Origin of the sequence: Pseudomonas aegrilactucae, assembly GCF_019168305.1 — a bacterium.
GTDB lineage: Bacteria > Pseudomonadota > Gammaproteobacteria > Pseudomonadales > Pseudomonadaceae > Aquipseudomonas > Aquipseudomonas aegrilactucae.
This window is the reverse complement of record NZ_JAHTBI010000112.1, coordinates 1-16,377: the sequence shown is the minus strand read 5'-3', so window position 1 is coordinate 16,377 and position 16,377 is coordinate 1. Positions and strand designations below refer to the sequence as shown.

The 16,377-nt window shown below is 64.0% G+C and carries 19 protein-coding genes and 1 other RNA gene; 14 read left to right on the top strand and 6 right to left on the bottom strand.

The window, feature by feature from the left end; genetic code table 11:
- Positions 1-211: 211 nt before the first annotated feature.
- The 7 genes from trxA (at position 212) to KUO17_RS24465 (ending at position 6,769) form a co-directional block, all read left to right on the top strand.
- Positions 212-541, top strand: coding sequence for a thioredoxin TrxA (gene trxA / locus KUO17_RS24495; protein WP_217978147.1), 330 nt, complete (start codon positions 212-214; stop codon positions 539-541).
- A gap of 230 nt (positions 542-771) precedes the next feature.
- On the top strand, positions 772-2,031 hold the full coding sequence (gene rho, locus KUO17_RS24490; RefSeq protein WP_163942145.1) for a transcription termination factor Rho: 1,260 nt from the start codon (positions 772-774) through the stop codon (positions 2,029-2,031).
- Positions 2,032-2,157: 126 nt separating this feature from the next.
- Positions 2,158-3,624: a 4-hydroxy-3-polyprenylbenzoate decarboxylase gene (gene ubiD / locus KUO17_RS24485; protein ID WP_217978146.1), complete on the top strand. Its 1,467-nt coding sequence runs from the start codon at positions 2,158-2,160 to the stop codon at positions 3,622-3,624.
- On the top strand, positions 3,624-4,592 hold the full coding sequence (locus KUO17_RS24480; RefSeq protein WP_217978145.1) for a CDP-6-deoxy-delta-3,4-glucoseen reductase: 969 nt from the start codon (positions 3,624-3,626) through the stop codon (positions 4,590-4,592). The genes ubiD and KUO17_RS24480 overlap by 1 nt, the downstream gene beginning before the upstream one ends.
- A 275-nt stretch (positions 4,593-4,867) precedes the next feature.
- Positions 4,868-5,518: a gamma-glutamylcyclotransferase gene (locus KUO17_RS24475; RefSeq protein WP_217978144.1), complete on the top strand. Its 651-nt coding sequence runs from the start codon at positions 4,868-4,870 to the stop codon at positions 5,516-5,518.
- 51 nt (positions 5,519-5,569) lie between these two features.
- Positions 5,570-6,211 carry an energy transducer TonB gene (locus tag KUO17_RS24470; RefSeq protein WP_255263777.1) on the top strand — a complete coding sequence of 214 codons (642 nt, stop codon included), beginning with the start codon at positions 5,570-5,572 and terminating at the stop codon, positions 6,209-6,211.
- A gap of 27 nt (positions 6,212-6,238) precedes the next feature.
- Positions 6,239-6,769: a CbrC family protein gene (locus KUO17_RS24465; protein WP_217978142.1), complete on the top strand. Its 531-nt coding sequence runs from the start codon at positions 6,239-6,241 to the stop codon at positions 6,767-6,769.
- Positions 6,770-6,861: 92 nt separating this feature from the next.
- Here KUO17_RS24465 and KUO17_RS24460 read toward each other — a convergent pair whose 3' ends face one another.
- Entirely contained in the window at positions 6,862-7,869 is a 1,008-nt protein-coding gene (locus tag KUO17_RS24460; protein WP_217978141.1) for an NADPH:quinone oxidoreductase family protein, read from the bottom strand.
- Between the two features lie 156 nt (positions 7,870-8,025).
- Between KUO17_RS24460 and KUO17_RS24455 the strand changes: the two genes are divergently transcribed.
- On the top strand, positions 8,026-8,436 hold the full coding sequence (locus tag KUO17_RS24455; protein ID WP_217978140.1) for a flagellar basal body-associated protein FliL: 411 nt from the start codon (positions 8,026-8,028) through the stop codon (positions 8,434-8,436).
- 6 nt (positions 8,437-8,442) lie between these two features.
- On the opposite strand, the gene KUO17_RS24450 is transcribed toward KUO17_RS24455, so the two are convergent.
- Complete coding sequence (locus KUO17_RS24450; RefSeq protein WP_217978139.1) at positions 8,443-8,892, bottom strand: EVE domain-containing protein; 450 nt, start codon at positions 8,890-8,892, stop codon at positions 8,443-8,445.
- Positions 8,893-9,074: 182 nt separating this feature from the next.
- Here KUO17_RS24450 and KUO17_RS24445 point away from each other — a divergent pair, with 182 nt between their 5' ends.
- Positions 9,075-9,218, top strand: coding sequence for a hypothetical protein (locus KUO17_RS24445; protein WP_178116561.1), 144 nt, complete (start codon positions 9,075-9,077; stop codon positions 9,216-9,218).
- A 16-nt stretch (positions 9,219-9,234) separates the two neighbouring features.
- Here the strand turns inward: KUO17_RS24445 and KUO17_RS24440 are convergent, their stop codons facing one another.
- From KUO17_RS24440 to KUO17_RS24425, 4 genes are all read right to left on the bottom strand, one after another.
- A complete protein-coding gene (locus KUO17_RS24440) occupies positions 9,235-9,840 on the bottom strand; it encodes a 5-formyltetrahydrofolate cyclo-ligase (protein ID WP_217978138.1) in 606 nt (201 codons plus the stop codon).
- 89 nt (positions 9,841-9,929) lie between these two features.
- Positions 9,930-10,107, bottom strand: a non-coding RNA gene (ssrS, locus tag KUO17_RS24435) — 6S RNA.
- Positions 10,108-10,126: 19 nt separating this feature from the next.
- The gene (locus tag KUO17_RS24430) at positions 10,127-10,444 is read right to left on the bottom strand and encodes a cell division protein ZapA (protein WP_217978137.1); all 318 of its coding nucleotides are present in this window, start codon (positions 10,442-10,444) and stop codon (positions 10,127-10,129) included.
- Positions 10,441-10,650, bottom strand: a complete 210-nt coding sequence (locus KUO17_RS24425; RefSeq protein ID WP_163972604.1) for a TIGR02449 family protein — start codon at positions 10,648-10,650, stop codon at positions 10,441-10,443. Before KUO17_RS24425 ends, KUO17_RS24430 begins: the two co-directional genes overlap by 4 nt.
- 153 nt (positions 10,651-10,803) lie before the next feature.
- On the opposite strand from KUO17_RS24425, the gene KUO17_RS24420 reads away from it, so the two are divergent.
- The 5 genes from KUO17_RS24420 (at position 10,804) to KUO17_RS24400 (ending at position 16,276) form a co-directional block, all read left to right on the top strand.
- Entirely contained in the window at positions 10,804-11,358 is a 555-nt protein-coding gene (locus tag KUO17_RS24420) for a YecA/YgfB family protein (RefSeq protein WP_217978136.1), read from the top strand.
- Positions 11,359-11,389: 31 nt separating this feature from the next.
- Positions 11,390-12,724, top strand: coding sequence for a Xaa-Pro aminopeptidase (pepP, locus tag KUO17_RS24415; protein WP_217978161.1), 1,335 nt, complete (start codon positions 11,390-11,392; stop codon positions 12,722-12,724).
- Complete coding sequence (ubiH, locus tag KUO17_RS24410) at positions 12,721-13,917, top strand: 2-octaprenyl-6-methoxyphenyl hydroxylase (protein ID WP_217978135.1); 1,197 nt, start codon at positions 12,721-12,723, stop codon at positions 13,915-13,917. Before pepP ends, ubiH begins: the two co-directional genes overlap by 4 nt.
- A 36-nt stretch (positions 13,918-13,953) precedes the next feature.
- On the top strand, positions 13,954-15,171 hold the full coding sequence (locus tag KUO17_RS24405) for a 2-octaprenyl-3-methyl-6-methoxy-1,4-benzoquinol hydroxylase (RefSeq protein ID WP_217978160.1): 1,218 nt from the start codon (positions 13,954-13,956) through the stop codon (positions 15,169-15,171).
- 103 nt (positions 15,172-15,274) lie between these two features.
- Entirely contained in the window at positions 15,275-16,276 is a 1,002-nt protein-coding gene (locus KUO17_RS24400; protein WP_217978134.1) for an extracellular solute-binding protein, read from the top strand.
- Positions 16,277-16,377: the final 101 nt, after the last annotated feature.

The following is a 16,377-nucleotide window of genomic DNA, read 5'->3' as shown; positions in this document are numbered from 1 at the left end:
GATCCGTCGCTGACGCCAACGCGCAGCATGGCAAGGCTTGATATAGGGCAGTGGCGGGTCGGTTATATGACTTTCATGTGTCTGTCATGTGACAGTCGATTGGCTGCCTCGTGCACAACTATAGTTACACTCAATCGTGGGCGGCTTCCTGTCGACGGCGAGGGCGGCTATGATGGGCCACGTTTTTTTGCTTACGACCTTGGAGACTTCCATGAGCAGCGATCTTATCAAACACGTCACCGACGCCACCTTTGAAGCCGAAGTCCTGAAGGCTGAAGGTCCGGTGCTGGTCGACTACTGGGCTGAATGGTGCGGCCCATGCAAAATGATCGCTCCTGTGCTGGACGACATTGCCGCCACCTACGAGGGCAAGTTGACCATCGCCAAGCTGAACATCGACGACAACCAGGAAACCCCGGCCAAGCACGGCGTACGTGGCATCCCGACCCTGATGCTGTTCAAGAACGGCAACGTAGAGGCCACCAAGGTCGGCGCGCTGTCCAAATCTCAGCTGCAGGCGTTCCTCGACGCCAATATCTGAGTTGAAAAAAGCCCCGCATTCTTCGGGGCTTTTCTCTATCTGGTGACTAGACGCCAGAAAATGCAAGTGATACATTCGGCCTCGCACTGTTTCTTTCAGTGCCCCCTGCACGCCGTCGCCGACGCACCTCAATTCGAATTAGTACGCGATCCTGTCGCCTTCTCTGCGGCGCGGCTTCATTAAGCCAGAAGCTTAATTCCCCCTTCTTACATGATTACGTCATTCCCCTTATGAATCTGACTGAACTCAAGCAAAAGCCGATTACCGATCTGCTCGAATTGGCCGAACAGATGGGCATAGAAAATATGGCCCGTTCGCGCAAGCAGGACGTGATTTTCTCCCTGTTGAAAAAGCACGCGAAAAGCGGCGAGGAAATCTCCGGTGATGGCGTGCTGGAGATTCTCCAGGACGGTTTCGGCTTCCTGCGTTCGGCCGATGCTTCCTATCTGGCCGGCCCGGACGACATCTATGTCTCGCCTAGCCAGATCCGTCGCTTCAACCTGCGCACTGGTGACACCATCGTCGGCAAGATCCGCCCGCCTAAAGAAGGCGAGCGCTACTTCGCGCTGCTCAAGGTCGACACCATCAACTACGACCGTCCAGAGAACGCGAAGAACAAGATCCTCTTCGAAAACCTGACGCCGTTGTTCCCGACCAAGCGCCTGAAGATGGAAGCCGGCAACGGTTCCACCGAAGACCTCACCGGTCGAGTCATCGACCTGTGTGCGCCGATCGGCAAGGGTCAGCGCGGCCTGATCGTCGCCCCGCCCAAAGCGGGCAAGACCATCATGCTGCAGAACATCGCGGCCAACATCACGCGCAACAACCCCGAGTGCCACCTGATCGTGCTGCTGATCGACGAGCGCCCGGAAGAAGTGACCGAGATGCAGCGCACCGTGCGCGGCGAAGTGGTCGCTTCCACCTTCGACGAGCCGCCAACCCGTCACGTGCAAGTGGCCGAGATGGTCATCGAGAAGGCCAAGCGCCTGGTCGAGCACAAGAAGGACGTGGTCATCCTGCTCGACTCGATCACCCGTCTGGCGCGTGCCTACAACACCGTGATCCCGAGCTCCGGCAAGGTGCTGACCGGTGGTGTCGACGCCCATGCCCTGGAGAAGCCCAAGCGTTTCTTCGGTGCTGCGCGTAACATCGAGGAAGGTGGTTCGCTGACCATCATCGCCACCGCGCTGGTCGAAACCGGCTCGAAGATGGACGAAGTGATCTACGAGGAGTTCAAGGGTACCGGCAACATGGAGCTGCCCCTGGACCGTCGTATCGCTGAGAAGCGTGTGTTCCCGGCCATCAACATCAACCGTTCGGGTACCCGTCGCGAAGAGCTGCTGACCGCCGACGACGAGCTGCAGCGTATGTGGATCCTGCGCAAGCTGCTGCACCCGATGGACGAGATCGCCGCGATCGAGTTCCTGGTCGACAAGCTCAAGCAGACCAAGACCAACGACGAGTTCTTCCTGTCGATGAAGCGCAAGTAACACAGGCGGTACGCAAAAGCCGGGGAAACCCGGCTTTTTGCTATCTGTACATTGGCTATTCTGGCCGGCCGGGTTCGGCGCTACACTTTGCCCCCCCGACCGATACGGCGAACACGAGGCTCCCGCATGCAGTATCGCGATTTGCGCGACTTTATCCGCGGCCTGGAACAGCGCGGTGAACTCAAGCGCATCCAGGTTCCCATCTCTCCCATCCTGGAAATGACCGAGGTCTGCGACCGCACCCTGCGTGCCAAGGGCCCGGCGTTGCTGTTCGAGAATCCGACCGGTTACGACATCCCGGTGCTGGGCAACCTGTTCGGCACCCCGGAGCGGGTGGCCATGGGCATGGGCGCCGAGTCGGTCAGCGAGCTGCGCGAGATCGGCAAGCTGCTGGCATTCCTCAAGGAGCCCGAGCCGCCCAAGGGCCTGAAGGATGCCTGGTCGAAGCTGCCGATCTTCAAGAAGGTCATCTCGATGGCGCCCAAGGTGGTCAAGGATGCACCGTGCCACGAGGTGGTGATCGAAGGTGACGACGTCGACCTTGGCGCGCTGCCGATCCAGCACTGCTGGCCGGGCGATGTGGCGCCGCTGATCACCTGGGGCCTGACCGTGACCCGCGGGCCGAACAAGGAGCGCCAGAACCTGGGCATCTACCGCCAGCAGGTGATTGCGCGCAACAAGGTGATCATGCGCTGGTTGAGCCACCGTGGCGGCGCGCTGGATTACCGCGAATGGTGCGAGAAGCACCCGGGCCAGCCGTTCCCGGTGGCCGTGGCGCTGGGCGCGGACCCGGCGACCATCCTCGGCGCGGTGACCCCGGTGCCCGACAGCCTGTCCGAGTACGCTTTCGCCGGGCTGCTGCGCGGCAACCGTACCGAGCTGGTCAAATGCCGTGGCAACGACCTGCAGGTCCCGGCCACCGCCGAGATCATCCTGGAAGGGGTGATTCACCCGGGCGAGATGGCCCCCGAAGGCCCGTACGGCGACCACACCGGCTACTACAACGAAGTCGACAGCTTCCCGGTGTTCACCGTCGAGCGCATCACTCACCGCATCAAGCCGATCTACCACAGCACCTACACCGGCCGTCCGCCGGATGAGCCGGCGATTCTGGGCGTGGCGCTCAACGAAGTGTTCGTGCCGATCCTGCAGAAGCAGTTCCCCGAGATCACCGACTTCTACCTGCCGCCCGAGGGCTGCTCGTACCGCATGGCGGTGGTGACCATGAAGAAGCAGTACCCGGGCCACGCCAAGCGTGTGATGCTGGGGGTGTGGTCGTTCCTGCGCCAGTTCATGTACACCAAGTTCGTGATCGTCACCGACGACGACATCAACGCACGGGACTGGAACGACGTGATCTGGGCCATCACCACGCGCATGGACCCCAAGCGCGACACGGTGATGATCGACAACACGCCGATCGACTACCTGGACTTCGCCTCGCCGGTGTCTGGCCTGGGTTCGAAGATGGGCCTGGATGCCACCCACAAGTGGCCGGGCGAAACCACCCGCGAATGGGGCCGGGTCATCGTCAAGGACGAAGCCGTCACACGACGGATCGATGAGCTATGGACTCAGTTGGGAATAGACTAATGCAGGTAACCTTGCAGCCCTGCGGGGCGGTGCTGGCACTCAACCCCGGGGAGCGCATCCTCGACGGCGCCCGGCGCCTGGGCTACGACTGCCCGCAGAGCTGTCGCAATGGCAACTGCCATGTGTGCGCCGCGCTGCTGGTGGAAGGCCGCGTGCGCCAGGACGGCGAGGTGCGCGATCATGGCGAGCTGTACACCTGTATCGCCGAGCCGCTGGAGGATTGCGTATTGCTGTGGGATGGGGTGCTGGCCCGGGGCGAACTGCCGGTTCGCCAACTGGCCTGCCAGTTGAGTGAGTGTGTGGATGTGGGCGGCGATGTGTGGCGCGTGCGCCTTCGCGCGCCGGCCGGCAAGGCGCCGCGCTACCACGCCGGGCAGTATGTGATGATCGAGCGCGAAGGCGGCGACAAGGCTGCGTTTTCGCTGGCTTCGGCGCCGCACAGCGGGCGCGAGCTGGAGCTGCATGTGCTGGCCCGCGAAAGCAGTGCGCTGGACCTGATCGCGCAGTTGCAGCGCAACCACATGGCACGCCTGGAACTGCCCTTTGGCGACACGCACCTGGCCGAGCTGCCCGATGGCCCGCTGGTGCTGATTGCCGCCGGTACCGGCATGGCGCAGATGCACAGCCTGATCGAGCATTGCCGCGCCCATGGCTTCAAGCACCCGGTGCACCTGTACTGGGGCGTGCGTCGCCCGGAAGACTTCTACCAGCTCGAGCATTGGGACGAGTGGGCGCAATTGCCCAACCTGTACCTGCACAAGGTGGTGAGTGACCTGTGCGGGTGGGAAGGACGCTGCGGCCTGTTGCACGAAGCGGTGTGTGAAGACATCGCGGACCTGGCCGGCGTGCATGTGTATGCCAGCGGTTCGCCGACCATGATCTACGCCACCCTTGATGCCTTGGTAGAGGCAGGCATGGACGCGCACCAGATGCGCGCCGATGTATTTGCTTATGCCCCGCGTGGCTAACTTTGGTAATAACGGCGCGTTGCAATAACGCGTCGGTTTACATAACCGGGGCGCGCGCCCTCGGTTATAAGTGCGGGCCCGGTTAATTATTCCCGTCGCCGTAAAAAACTATTACTACACTTGAAGTAGCAAGCTTGAAAGCCCCGGTTCTGGCGGCTTTGTTTGCGGCAGGGCTTGTATTTGGTCGGCCATCTGCCGTACGGTCGATGCATTGTTAGTGCAATGACTTTAGAGTGAACGACTTCTCAAGTTCACGGGGAATTCTGGCGGCGACCATGTCGGCAATTGAAACTGCACCACTGAGTTTGGCCTATCCTCCCGTGCTCGATTTCGGTCAGCAACTGACCCACGAGCAACTTCAGCAGTCGGTCGCGCATACCATGTCGCGCCATCAGGGCGGCCCGGTCTGGCTGTTTGCCTACGGCTCGCTCATCTGGCGCCCGGAATGCAGCGCGGCCGAGCGCAGGCGGGCCCGCGTGCATGGTTATCATCGCGGGCTGTACCTGTGGTCGCATGAACACCGTGGTACACCGGAATGCCCGGGGCTGGTGTTTGGCCTGGACCGCGGCGGCTCGTGCAGCGGCTTCGCCTATCGCCTGCCCGAGGAACGCCTGCACGACTCGCTGCTGGCGCTGTGGCAACGCGAGATGCCGTACCCGGCGTACCGCCCGCACTGGCTCAACTGCCGCCTTGAAGACGGCAGCAAGGTGCAGGCGCTGGGCTTTGTGCTGGAGCGTCACCTGCCGTGCTATGCCGGCAATCTTCCCGATACCTTGCTCAGCCACATCCTGGCCAGTGCCAAGGGGCGCTACGGCACCACCCGCGACTATGTCGAGCAGACCCTGGCGGCGTTGCGTACCCATGCCATGCCGGACCGTAACCTGGAGGCCCGCTTCAAGCGTTGCCATTCGGCGGACAAGGCCTGACGGCTGCGGTACCATCGCGCCCCTGATCAATGGTTGCGTTGGGTATCACGGATGAAAGGTTGGTTTGCCGCGGTGTTTTTCTGGTCTTGCGTCGCGCAGGCCGAGCATGTTCCCACGTTTTCGACGTCGCCGGCCCCCGTGTATCCGCGGGCGATGAGGATGGTGGGTCTGGAGGGCTCTGTGCGGGTCGGTTACGAGGTCGACTCGCGCGATGGTTCGATCAGCAAGGTCACGGTCAAGCGCAGCGACCATGCGTTGTTCAGCGAAGCGGTAGAAGCGGCTATCGCCAAGGCTCGATTCCAACCCTGGCAGGTGGCGGCGGGTGAACCGTTGCACACTGAGGTGGTGCAGGAGCTGATCTTCCGTATGGATGAGCAATCCAGGTCGAGCACGCTCAGTGCCCAGGTCGACTTGCAGCAGATGCAGTGCAAGGTGTTCAACGTCTACCTGTCTCAGTACCGTCAGATCAGGTCGCACCAGCCGCTGTGGCAGATGGACAGCGTGGCCACGGCGATCGGCATGGTGGCTCAGACCTCACGCGCATCGCCCACCCAGTTGCAGTTCAAGGCAGCACAGCAGGCGTTCGAGGCGGCGTTGCCGTCGATCGAGCAGCGTTGCGCCGGGCTGCCCGACATGCTGTTCATGAATGCCTGGCCGCAGCAACTGCGCGATCGCGCGCTCAAGCCGCTTTGAGGCGGGCACTTTTTTGAAGGGAATCCCATGACAACGCCGCTTCCAGTCTTTACCTACTATCCCGGCAAGGTCCACCACTTCGTGCCCAGCAGCGAGGCCTGCGTGTGCTGTGGGCAGGCACGTGGCTACCTGTATGAAGGCACCTTGTATACCGCGCAGACCCTCGAGGGCGAGATCTGCCCGTGGTGCATTGCCGATGGTTCGGCGGCCGCACGCTATGACGGCACCTTCCATGATGTGTATGTGATGGAGGAGGACGGGATAAAGCCTGAGGTGCTGGATGAAATTGCCTGTCGTACGCCGGGTTACCCGACCTGGCAGGACAGCCAGTGGATGCACCATTGCGGCGATGCCTGCGAGTTTCACGGTGATGCCAGTGCCGAGGACATCATCGACGCCACTGTGGCGACCAAGGCGCACTGGGCCGAGTACAACGGCATGACCGTGGAGGATTGGTCGTGGGCGGCGGTGGGGTATGCGCCAGGTGGCGATACCGGGTTCTACAAGTTTGTGTGTCGGGGTTGCAAGCAGGTGTTGCTGGCCTGGGACATGAGTTGAGGGCGGCTGGGACCTCCACGATCCGGTGCCCAACCCATAGGCTGGCAACGCCGACCTGACAGCTGCGCGTTGGCAGCCTTGTCGGCTCACCCTCAGGTTGTGGTGCACGCCTGGCGAAGCGTGTCATCGATTGCCACCACCAGCTTGCCCACCGCCTTGCGCTGCGCCAACTGCTCGATCGCCACCCCGGCCTCGGCCAGCGCATAGGTCTGCGACACCAGCGGCTTGAGCCGCCCCTCGGCGTGCCAGGCAAACAACTGCTCGAAGTTCGCCGCATTGTCCGCCGGCTGGCGCTGGGCAAAAGCACCCCAGAACACCCCCAGCACCGCCGCGCCCTTGAGCAACGCGAGGTTCACCGCCAACTGCGGGATCTGCCCGCTGGCAAACCCCACCACCAGCAACCGCCCGTTCCACGCCAGCCCACGCACCGCCTGGTCGAACAGCTCGCCACCGACCGGATCGAAGATCACGTCTGCGCCATTGCCGCCGGTCAAACGCTTGATCTCCTCCTTCACGCTGCAGTCGCTGTAGTTGAGCAGTTCATCGGCACCCGCTGCCTTGGCCACTGCCAGCTTGTCGGCACTGCTGGCCGCCGCGATCACCCGCGCGCCCAGCGCCTTGCCGATCTCGACCGCCGCCAACCCGACCCCGCCCGAAGCACCCAGCACCAGCAACGTCTCCCCAGCCTGCAGTTGCCCACGCTGCCTGAGCGCGTGCATCGAGGTGCCGTAGGTCATGCCGAACGCGGCCGCGGTGACGAAGTCCATGTGCGCGGGGATCGGCAGCACGTTGTACGCCGGCACCGCCACCTGCTCGGCAAAACTGCCCCAGCCGGTCAATGCCATGACCCGGTCGCCCACCTTCAGTGCACCGGCCTTCTCGCCCACCGCCAGCACCACCCCGGCCGCCTCGCCACCGGGCGAGAAGGGCAGCGGCGGCTGGAACTGGTACTTGCCCTCGATGATCAGGGTGTCGGGGAAGTTGACCCCGGCAGCGTGCACCTGCAACAGCACTTCATTGCGTTTTGGCACGGGGCTGGCGACCTCTTCGACAACCAGGTTGCGGGCCGGACCATGGGCTTTGCACAACACGGCTTTCATCAGGGCTATTCCTTTGCGGGTGGTGGCCGATAAGTGTAGGTGGGCAGGGTGTCGGGTCAACGAGCATGCCCCGGCCTGATAAGTCGGCATAAGCCCGGGCTTGGGTTTGGCGAAGGCGCTGGGTATGCTGGCGCCAACTGTTTGAGGAGCGAATTCGTGAAAGCGTGGATCTTGATGGTACTGGCCCTGATGCTGCCAGCGGCGGCCATGGCCGAAGAAGCCAAGGAAGGGGAAGGCGGACCGAAGGTTTCCTATATCTCCCTGAGCCCGCCCTTCGTGGGCAACTATGCCCTCGACGGCGGCCCGAAACTGCGGGTGTACAAGGCCGATGTAGCGCTGCGGGTCAACAGCGACGAGGCGGCCAAGGCGGTGCGCCACCACGAACCGCTGATCCGCAACCAGCTGGTAGCGCTGTTCACCCAGCAGAACCTGGAAGCGATGAGCAATGTCGAGGCCAAGGAAAAACTGCGTCAGGAAGCCCTGAAGCAAGTGCAGCAGGTGCTCGAAAGTGAAGAGGGCAAGCCGACCGTGGACGACTTGCTGTTCAACAACCTGATCGTGCAGTAACGCCGCTCAGCGCAACCCCAGCACCGCCGCCCATTGTTCGGCGGTCACGGGCATCACCGACAGGCGGCTGCCTTTCTGCACCAGTGGCATTTCGGCCAGGGCCGTCTGCTGCTTGAGGTAGCCCAGCCCCAGCACCTTGGCGAAGGTTTCGACATGCGCCACCTCCACGGCGCTCCACGGGTTCTTTTCGGTGCTGGCCTTGGCGTCGAAGTAGTGGCTCTCGGGGTCCAGCGCGGTAGGGTCGGGGTAGGCTGCAGCGCTGATGCGTGCGATGCCGGCGATGCCCGGCTCGGGGCAGCTGGAGTGGTAGAAGAAGAATTCGTCGCCCACCGCCATGGCGCGCAGGAAATTGCGTGCCTGGTAGTTGCGCACCCCGTCCCAGCGGGTTTCGCCCAGGCAGCCAAGGTCGTTGATCGAGAGCTCGTCGGGCTCGGATTTCATCAGCCAGTAGGCCATGCGGCGCTCCAGACAAGGTTTGAAATAACATGTTGCATGAAACCGACAGCCGGTTGGCGTCAACGTTTGCGTGTCGCCCGTGGTTGTCGGAGAATGCGCGCATTTTAAGCTTGACGCTGCTGCACGGCCTACTAAAAAACCGTTGCTGTCATCGTGATGAGTTTGCCTGAGGGGGGCAATCGATGAATCGCAAACCGGATCTGCTTTGGGTGCTGGTGTTTCTGTTCGGTCTGGGTGTGGTCACTACCGGCTATGCGCAAAGCCTGTGGGAACAGAAGCTGGAAACTGCCGCCTATGAAATGCCGGTGAACCCCGCGCAACGTTGATCGACCCGCAGCCCGTTCAGGGCGCCAGGTACCATCCCTTGTCCGACACCGTGCCTTGTAGCGGCACATCCCAACTGGCCTGAGCCAGTCGCTCGACCTTCTGGCATTCGTGCGCCAGCCCCAGCAACCGGGGTTTCTTCCAGGCCTTGCGCCGACCTTGATACGCCAGGCTGCGGTCATAGAACCCGCCGCCCATGCCCAGCCGACCACCCGTTTCATCGAAGCCCACCAATGGCAGCAGGATCAGGTCCAGTGCCCACACCGGCCGCTGGCGTCGCTGGCTGATGTGCGGTTCAGGGATGCGAAAACGGTTGGGCCGCAATTTTTCCCCGTGCTCGAAACGCTGGAAGGCCATTCTGGTCTTCGGCCAGGCGTGCAGTACCGGCAGGTAGGTGCGCTTGCCACGGCGCTGGGCTTCGCGCAGCAGCAGGCGCGGGTCGATCTCGCCGTCGTTGGGCAGGTACAGGGCGATGTGGCGGGCGCGGCGGAACAACGGGTGCTGTGCCAGTTGTCGGTACACGCCGCGCGCAGCCTGGCGCTGCTCGGCCGGGCTCAGGGCGCGGCGGGCATTGCGTAGCAGGCGGCGTAGTTGGGGGCGGGTAAGCGGCGCGGTGTCGGTCATGGCAACGGGCGGTCCCTGGGGCAGCTGCCACGCGCTACGTGGCAGTGCAGGTGCGTGCGCCGCACAGAGGGGCACAGGCTAGAGAATTCAGGCTCCCCGACGAACCGCTGTCGGTGTAGCCCTTGAACCCGAAAGTTCAAGGTGGAGATTACAGGAGGCGTTAAGGCTTTCCGTCAAGCGGACATGCACACCGGCCCCACGTGCAACCCCCGTGGTTGTGCGTATCGGCTCAGGGACATGACCGACTGGCAAGCACTCCAGGGAGTGGCGAGAGTATACCCGAAACTCAGGCCGGTTTTGAACCGGCATCGTCGGCCAGGGCCTGATCGACACGTTCGAGCAGGTCGCGTACCTGTTCGCGGGTGGCGCCACTGGTCGGTGCCTGCGGGCGTTCCTGGTTGTGCAACAGGTCGTGGGTGATGTTCAGGGCGGCCATGACCGCGATGCGGTCGGCGCCGATCACCTTGCCGCTGCTGCGGATCTCGCGCATCTTGCTGTCCAGGTAGCGCGCCGCGCTGACCAGGTTGCTGCGTTCTTCCGGCGGGCAGATGATCGAATACTCTTTGTCGAGGATCTGAACGGTGACGCTATTGCTTGAACTCATGAGTCTTGCTCCAGGGCCTTGAGCCGCGAAATCATCGATTCGACCTTACGCCGGGCGATCTCGTTTTTTTCGATGAGGTGGGCGCGCTCCTCGCGCCAGGATTTTTCCTGAGCTAATAGGAGTGCATTTTGCCGTTTAAGTTGCTCGACGCGTTCGATCAACAGCTCGAACCGGCCCATCAGCACCTGCAGGTCGTTCTCTGGCATGAAGTGCCACTCGCTTCTGTAAGACGGGTCTTACCCGCTCATTAAGTTCCGGCATGCCCCGAATTGGCGGCTTCGATGGTCTTGGCGCGCCTGCCGGTGCTAGGATACAAGGCCTTCATTCTAGTCATTGCGCCGTCTGGCGCCTAGCTGCCCATGCCCATTACGAATTCGCCGTACACCGCTTTTGCCACCTTGCTCTCCAGCAACGGCCACCCTGTTTCGCCTGCCGAGCTGCATGGCCTGTTGCTCGGGCGCAGTTGCGCCGGTGCCGGCTTCGATGTCGAGGGCTGGCTGGCCGATGCCGCCCAGCTGCTTGAAGTCGAGCCAGCAGACAACGTTCGCAATGCCTTGATCGGCCTGCAGGAAATGGTCAAGGGCGAACTCACCGGTGAAGAAGTCACCGTGGTGCTGTTGCTGCCGACCGACGACGCCCCCCTGACCGAGCGCGCCATTGCGCTGGGCCAATGGTGCCAGGGCTTCATTGCCGGTTTCGGCCTGAACGCCGGCGGCAAGGAACTGAGCACCGAAGCCAAGGAAGTCCTCCAGGACCTGGTGGCCATTTCCCAGGTTCAGGATGCACTGGAAGAATCCGAAGACGGCGAAAGCGACTATATGGAAGTGATGGAGTACCTGCGCGTCGCACCGATGCTGCTGTTCTCCGAACTGGCCAAGCCAGAAGCGCCTGCGCCCAAGCCGTCCTTGCACTGATTTCCATGCCGAACAGGGGTTCCTCGTGCCAATAGCCCATATCCCGAAAGCGGAGTATGCCCGTCGTCGCAAGGCGCTGATGGCGCAGATGGAACCCAACAGCATCGCCATTCTGCCGGCGGCCGCGGTGGCCATTCGCAACCGCGACGTCGAGCATGTGTATCGCCAGGACAGCGATTTCCAGTACCTCAGCGGCTTCCCCGAGCCTGAGGCGGTGATCGCGCTGATCCCCGGGCGCGAGCACGGCGAGTACGTGCTGTTCTGCCGCGAGCGCAACCCGGAGCGCGAGCTGTGGGACGGCCTGCGTGCGGGCCAGGAAGGCGCGGTGCGCGACTATGGCGCCGATGATGCCTTCCCCATCACCGACATCGACGACATCCTGCCTGGCCTGATCGAAGGCCGCGACCGGGTGTATTCGGCCATGGGCAGCCATCCCGAGTTCGATCGCCACCTGATGGAATGGATCAACACGATCCGTTCCAAGGCCAACCTGGGCGCGCAGCCACCGAACGAGTTCGTTGCGCTGGATCATCTGCTGCATGACATGCGCCTGTATAAATCGGCGGCAGAAGTGAAAGTGATGCGCGAGGCCGCGGCGATTTCGGCGCGCGCCCATGTGCGGGCCATGCAGGCCTGCCGTGCGGGGCTGCACGAGTACAGCCTGGAAGCCGAGCTGGACTACGAGTTTCGCAAGGGCGGGGCGAAGATGCCGGCCTACGGCTCGATCGTGGCGGCAGGGCGCAATGGCTGCATCCTGCATTACCAGCAGAACGACGCACCACTCAAGGATGGCGACCTGGTACTGATCGACGCCGGTTGCGAGATCGACTGCTACGCCAGCGACATCAGCCGCACCTTCCCGGTCAGCGGGCGGTTCTCGCCGGAGCAGAAAGCGATCTACGAACTGGTGCTCAAGGCGCAGGCGGCCGCCTTTGCAGTGATCGCGCCGGGCAAGCACTGGAACCACGCCCACGAGGCCACCGTGCAGGTGATCACCCAAGGGCTGGTGGAGCTGGGGCTGCTCAAGGGCAGTGTGGCGCAATTGATCGAAACCGAGGCCTACCGCGCCTTCTACATGCACCGCGCCGGCCATTGGCTGGGCCTGGATGTGCATGATGTGGGCGAGTACAAGGTCGGCGGCCAGTGGCGCGTGCTGGAGCCGGGCATGGCCCTGACGGTCGAGCCGGGTATCTACATTGGCGCCGACAACCAGAGCGTCGCGAAAAAGTGGCGCGGTATCGGCGTACGGATCGAGGATGACGTAGTGGTAACCAAGCAGGGCTGTGAAATCCTGACCAGCGGCGTACCGCGCACGGTGGTCGAAATCGAGGCGCTGATGGCGGCTGCGCGCAGCCAGGCCGCATGAGCCGGGTCAACCTGGCCATCATCGGCGGCGGCCTGGTCGGCGCCAGCCTGGCGCTGGCCCTGCAGGCGGGGGCCAAGGCGCGCGGCTGGAAGCTCCTGCTGATCGAGCCGTTCGCCCCGGGCGACAGTTTCCAGCCCAGCTACGATGCGCGCTCTTCGGCGCTGTCGTTCGGTACCCGGCAGATCTACGAGCGCCTGGGTCTGTGGCAGCCGATCAGCCGCCGCGCCGAGCCGATCCGCCAGATCCAGGTGTCGGACCGTGGCCGCTTCGGCGCCACCCGCCTGGACGCCCTTGAAGAGGGCGTGCCGGCGCTGGGCTATGTGGTCGAGAACGCCTGGCTGGGCCAGTGCCTGTGGCAGGGTCTGGACGCCGAGGTGGTGAGCTGGCGCTGCCCGGCGCAGGTGACCGCCATGCAGCCGCTGGCCGATGGCTACCGGTTGTCGCTGGACGACGACACCACGGTCGACTGCGACCTGGCGGTGCTGGCCGACGGTGGCCGCTCCGGGCTGCGCGAGCAGCTGGGCATCCATGTCAGCCAGCGCCCCTACAACCAGAGCGCGCTGATCGCCAATATCACCCCGAGCGAAGCCCACTGCGGGCAGGCGTTCGAGCGTTTCACCGATGACGGGCCGATGGCCCTGTTGCCGCTCACCGAAAACCGCTGCGCGCTGGTCTGGACGCGTGCCGGCATGGACGCCAGGCGCCTGGCCGAGATCGACGAGCGCGACTTCCTGGCCGAGCTGCAAGACGTGTTCGGCTACCGCCTGGGCGCCTTGCGCCAGGTGGGTGCGCGCCACCTGTACCCGCTGTCGCTGGTGGAGGCGCAGGAGCAGGTACGCTCGCACCTGGTGGTACTGGGCAATGCGGCGCACAGCCTGCACCCGATTGCCGGGCAGGGCTTCAACCTGTCGCTGCGCGATGTGCAGTCGCTGGCCGATGGCCTGCTGGCCGGCCCCGACGTGCCCGGCGACCTCGCCACCCTGCAGGCCTACCGCGAACGTCAGCGCCTGGACCAGGACCTGACCGTGGGCTTCTCCGACAAGGTCACGCGCCTGTTCGGCAGTGGCCAGCCGCTGCTGGCCACCGGGCGCAACCTGGGCCTGCTGGGCCTCGACCTGCTGCCCCCGGCCAAGCGCTGGTTCGCCCGTCAGGCCATGGGCCTGGGCACGCGCCCGGACCCGCAGGGCCAATGATCCCTTTCTCTTTTTATCAGGCGTAACAGCATGGACATGCGCGCAGATCTGTTGATTGTCGGTGCCGGAATGGTCGGTAGCGCCCTGGCGCTGGCCTTGCAGCACAGCGGCCTGGAAATCCTGCTGCTCGATGGCAGCCCGTTGTCGGTCAAACCGTTCGATGCACAGGCGCCGTTCGAGCCCCGTGTCAGCGCGCTGTCGATGGCCAGCCAGCGCATCCTCGAACGCGTCGGCGCCTGGCAGCACATCAGCGAGCGGCGCCTGAGCCCCTATTCGGACATGCGCGTGTGGGACGGCAGCGGTACCGGGCAGATCCACTTTTCGGCGGCCAGTGTGCATGCCGATGTGCTGGGCCATATCGTCGAGAACCGCGTGGTGCAGGACGGTCTGCTGCAGCGTCTGCATGACAGCGAGATCGGCCTGCTGGCCAATGCGCGCCTGGAGCAGATGCGCCGCTCCGGTGACGACTGGCTGCTGACCCTGGCGGACGGTCGCACCCTGCGTGCGCCACTGGTGGTTGCGGCCGATGGGGCGAATTCGGCGGTACGCCGCCTGACCGGCTGCGAAACCCGCGAGTGGGACTACCTGCACCACGCCATCGTCACCAGCGTGCGGTGCGCCGAGCCGCACCAGGCCACGGCCTGGCAGCGCTTCACCGATGACGGGCCGCTGGCGTTCCTGCCGCTGCTGCGTGACGGCCAGCAGGACTGGTGCTCGATTGTGTGGTCGACCACCCCCGAGCAGGGCGAGCGCCTGATGGCACTGCCCGACGCCGCGTTCTGCGCCGAGCTGGAGCGCGCCTTCGAAGGCCGCCTGGGCGCGGTACTGCAGGCCGATCCGCGGGTGTGCGTGCCGCTGCGCCAGCGCCATGCCAAGCGCTACGTGGCCGAAGGCCTGGCGCTGATCGGCGATGCCGCGCACACCATTCACCCGCTGGCCGGGCAGGGCGTGAACCTTGGCTTGCTCGATGCGGCGGTGCTGGCCGAGGTGCTGCAGCATGCCCATGAGCGGGGCGAGCGCCTGGCCGACGTGCGTGTGCTGAGCCGCTACGAGCGCCGGCGCATGCCGCACAACCTGGCCTTGATGGCGGCCATGGAAGGCTTCGAACGCCTGTTCCAGGCCGACGCGCTGGCGCTGCGCTGGTTGCGCAACAGCGGCCTGAAGTGGGTGGGGCAGATGCCCGAAGCCAAGGCGCTGTTCGTGCGCCAGGCATTGGGCCTGAGCGGCGACCTGCCGGAACTGGCGCGCGCCTGAGGGCGCCGCAACATCTGGTAACTCCTCCCTTGGGAGTTCGGTTGAGAAGGTAAATGGCATTCACTACCATTTGCGCCTCTCTTGAATTCCGAGGACCGCTACCATGTTGCCACGCAAGCACTTACTGGCCGCCCTGGCACTCACCTTGCTGGGCGGCACTGCCCAGGCGGCGGACGAGGTGGTGGTGTACTCCTCGCGCATCGACGAGCTGATCAAGCCGGTATTCGATGCCTACACCCAGCAGACCGGGGTAAAGGTCAAGTTCATCACCGACAAGGAAGCGCCGCTGATGCAGCGCATCAAGGCCGAGGGCAGCAACGCCACCGCCGACCTGCTGCTGACGGTCGATGCCGGCAACCTCTGGCAGGCCGAGCAGATGGGCATCCTGCAGCCGATCAAATCGGCGGTGATCGACGCCAACATTCCTTCGCAGTACCGCGCCTCGTCGCATGACTGGACGGGCCTGAGCCTGCGCGCGCGGACCATCGCGTACTCCACCGAGCGGGTCAAACCGGGCGAGCTGAGCACCTACGAGGCGCTGGCGGGCAAGGAATGGGAAGGGCGCCTGTGCCTGCGCACCGCCAAGAAGGTCTACAACCAGTCGCTGACCGCCACCCTGATCGAGACCCATGGTGCCGAGAAGACCGAGCAGATCCTCAAGGGCTGGGTGAACAACCTGTCCACCGACGTGTTCTCCGATGACGTGGCGGTGCTCAAGGCCATCGAGGCCGGGCAGTGCGACGTGGGCATCGTCAACACCTACTATTACGGCCGCCTGCACAAGGAGCAGCCGCAACTGCCGGTCAAGCTGTTCTGGCCCAACCAGGCTGACCGTGGCGTGCACGTGAACCTGTCGGGTATCGGCCTGACCAAGCATGCACCGCACCCTGAGGCGGCGATCAAGCTGGTGGAGTGGATGACCGGGCCAGAGGCGCAGAAGATCTTTGCCGACGTGAACCAGGAGTTCCCGGCCAACCCCAAGGTCGAGCCTTCGGCAGAAGTGGCGGCCTGGGGCAAGTTCAAGGCCGACAGCCTGCCGGTGGAAGTGGCGGGCAAGCGTCAGGCTGAAGCGATTCGCTTGATGGATCGGGCTGGCTGGAACTGAGCGCAAGGCTTTATCCTTCCGGGGGGCCTCAGGGCCCCTTCGCTGGCAAGCCAGCTCCCACAGGGTTTTGTGTGCACCGCATGACCTGTGGGAGCTGGCTT

Coding starts and splice junctions, on each gene's coding strand:
- ubiD (WP_217978146.1), top strand. CDS start 2,158: ATGCAGTATCGCGATTTGCGCGACTTTATCCGCGGCCTGGAACAGCGC.
- KUO17_RS24465 (WP_217978142.1), top strand. CDS start 6,239: ATGACAACGCCGCTTCCAGTCTTTACCTACTATCCCGGCAAGGTCCAC.
- KUO17_RS24460 (WP_217978141.1), bottom strand. CDS start 7,869: ATGAAAGCCGTGTTGTGCAAAGCCCATGGTCCGGCCCGCAACCTGGTT.
- KUO17_RS24420 (WP_217978136.1), top strand. CDS start 10,804: ATGCCCATTACGAATTCGCCGTACACCGCTTTTGCCACCTTGCTCTCC.
- KUO17_RS24470 (WP_255263777.1), top strand. CDS start 5,570: ATGAAAGGTTGGTTTGCCGCGGTGTTTTTCTGGTCTTGCGTCGCGCAG.
- KUO17_RS24440 (WP_217978138.1), bottom strand. CDS start 9,840: ATGACCGACACCGCGCCGCTTACCCGCCCCCAACTACGCCGCCTGCTA.
- KUO17_RS24425 (WP_163972604.1), bottom strand. CDS start 10,650: ATGCCAGAGAACGACCTGCAGGTGCTGATGGGCCGGTTCGAGCTGTTG.
- KUO17_RS24400 (WP_217978134.1), top strand. CDS start 15,275: ATGTTGCCACGCAAGCACTTACTGGCCGCCCTGGCACTCACCTTGCTG.
- KUO17_RS24430 (WP_217978137.1), bottom strand. CDS start 10,444: ATGAGTTCAAGCAATAGCGTCACCGTTCAGATCCTCGACAAAGAGTAT.
- trxA (WP_217978147.1), top strand. CDS start 212: ATGAGCAGCGATCTTATCAAACACGTCACCGACGCCACCTTTGAAGCC.
- ubiH (WP_217978135.1), top strand. CDS start 12,721: ATGAGCCGGGTCAACCTGGCCATCATCGGCGGCGGCCTGGTCGGCGCC.
- KUO17_RS24450 (WP_217978139.1), bottom strand. CDS start 8,892: ATGGCCTACTGGCTGATGAAATCCGAGCCCGACGAGCTCTCGATCAAC.
- KUO17_RS24405 (WP_217978160.1), top strand. CDS start 13,954: ATGCGCGCAGATCTGTTGATTGTCGGTGCCGGAATGGTCGGTAGCGCC.
- KUO17_RS24480 (WP_217978145.1), top strand. CDS start 3,624: ATGCAGGTAACCTTGCAGCCCTGCGGGGCGGTGCTGGCACTCAACCCC.
- KUO17_RS24445 (WP_178116561.1), top strand. CDS start 9,075: ATGAATCGCAAACCGGATCTGCTTTGGGTGCTGGTGTTTCTGTTCGGT.
- KUO17_RS24475 (WP_217978144.1), top strand. CDS start 4,868: ATGTCGGCAATTGAAACTGCACCACTGAGTTTGGCCTATCCTCCCGTG.
- rho (WP_163942145.1), top strand. CDS start 772: ATGAATCTGACTGAACTCAAGCAAAAGCCGATTACCGATCTGCTCGAA.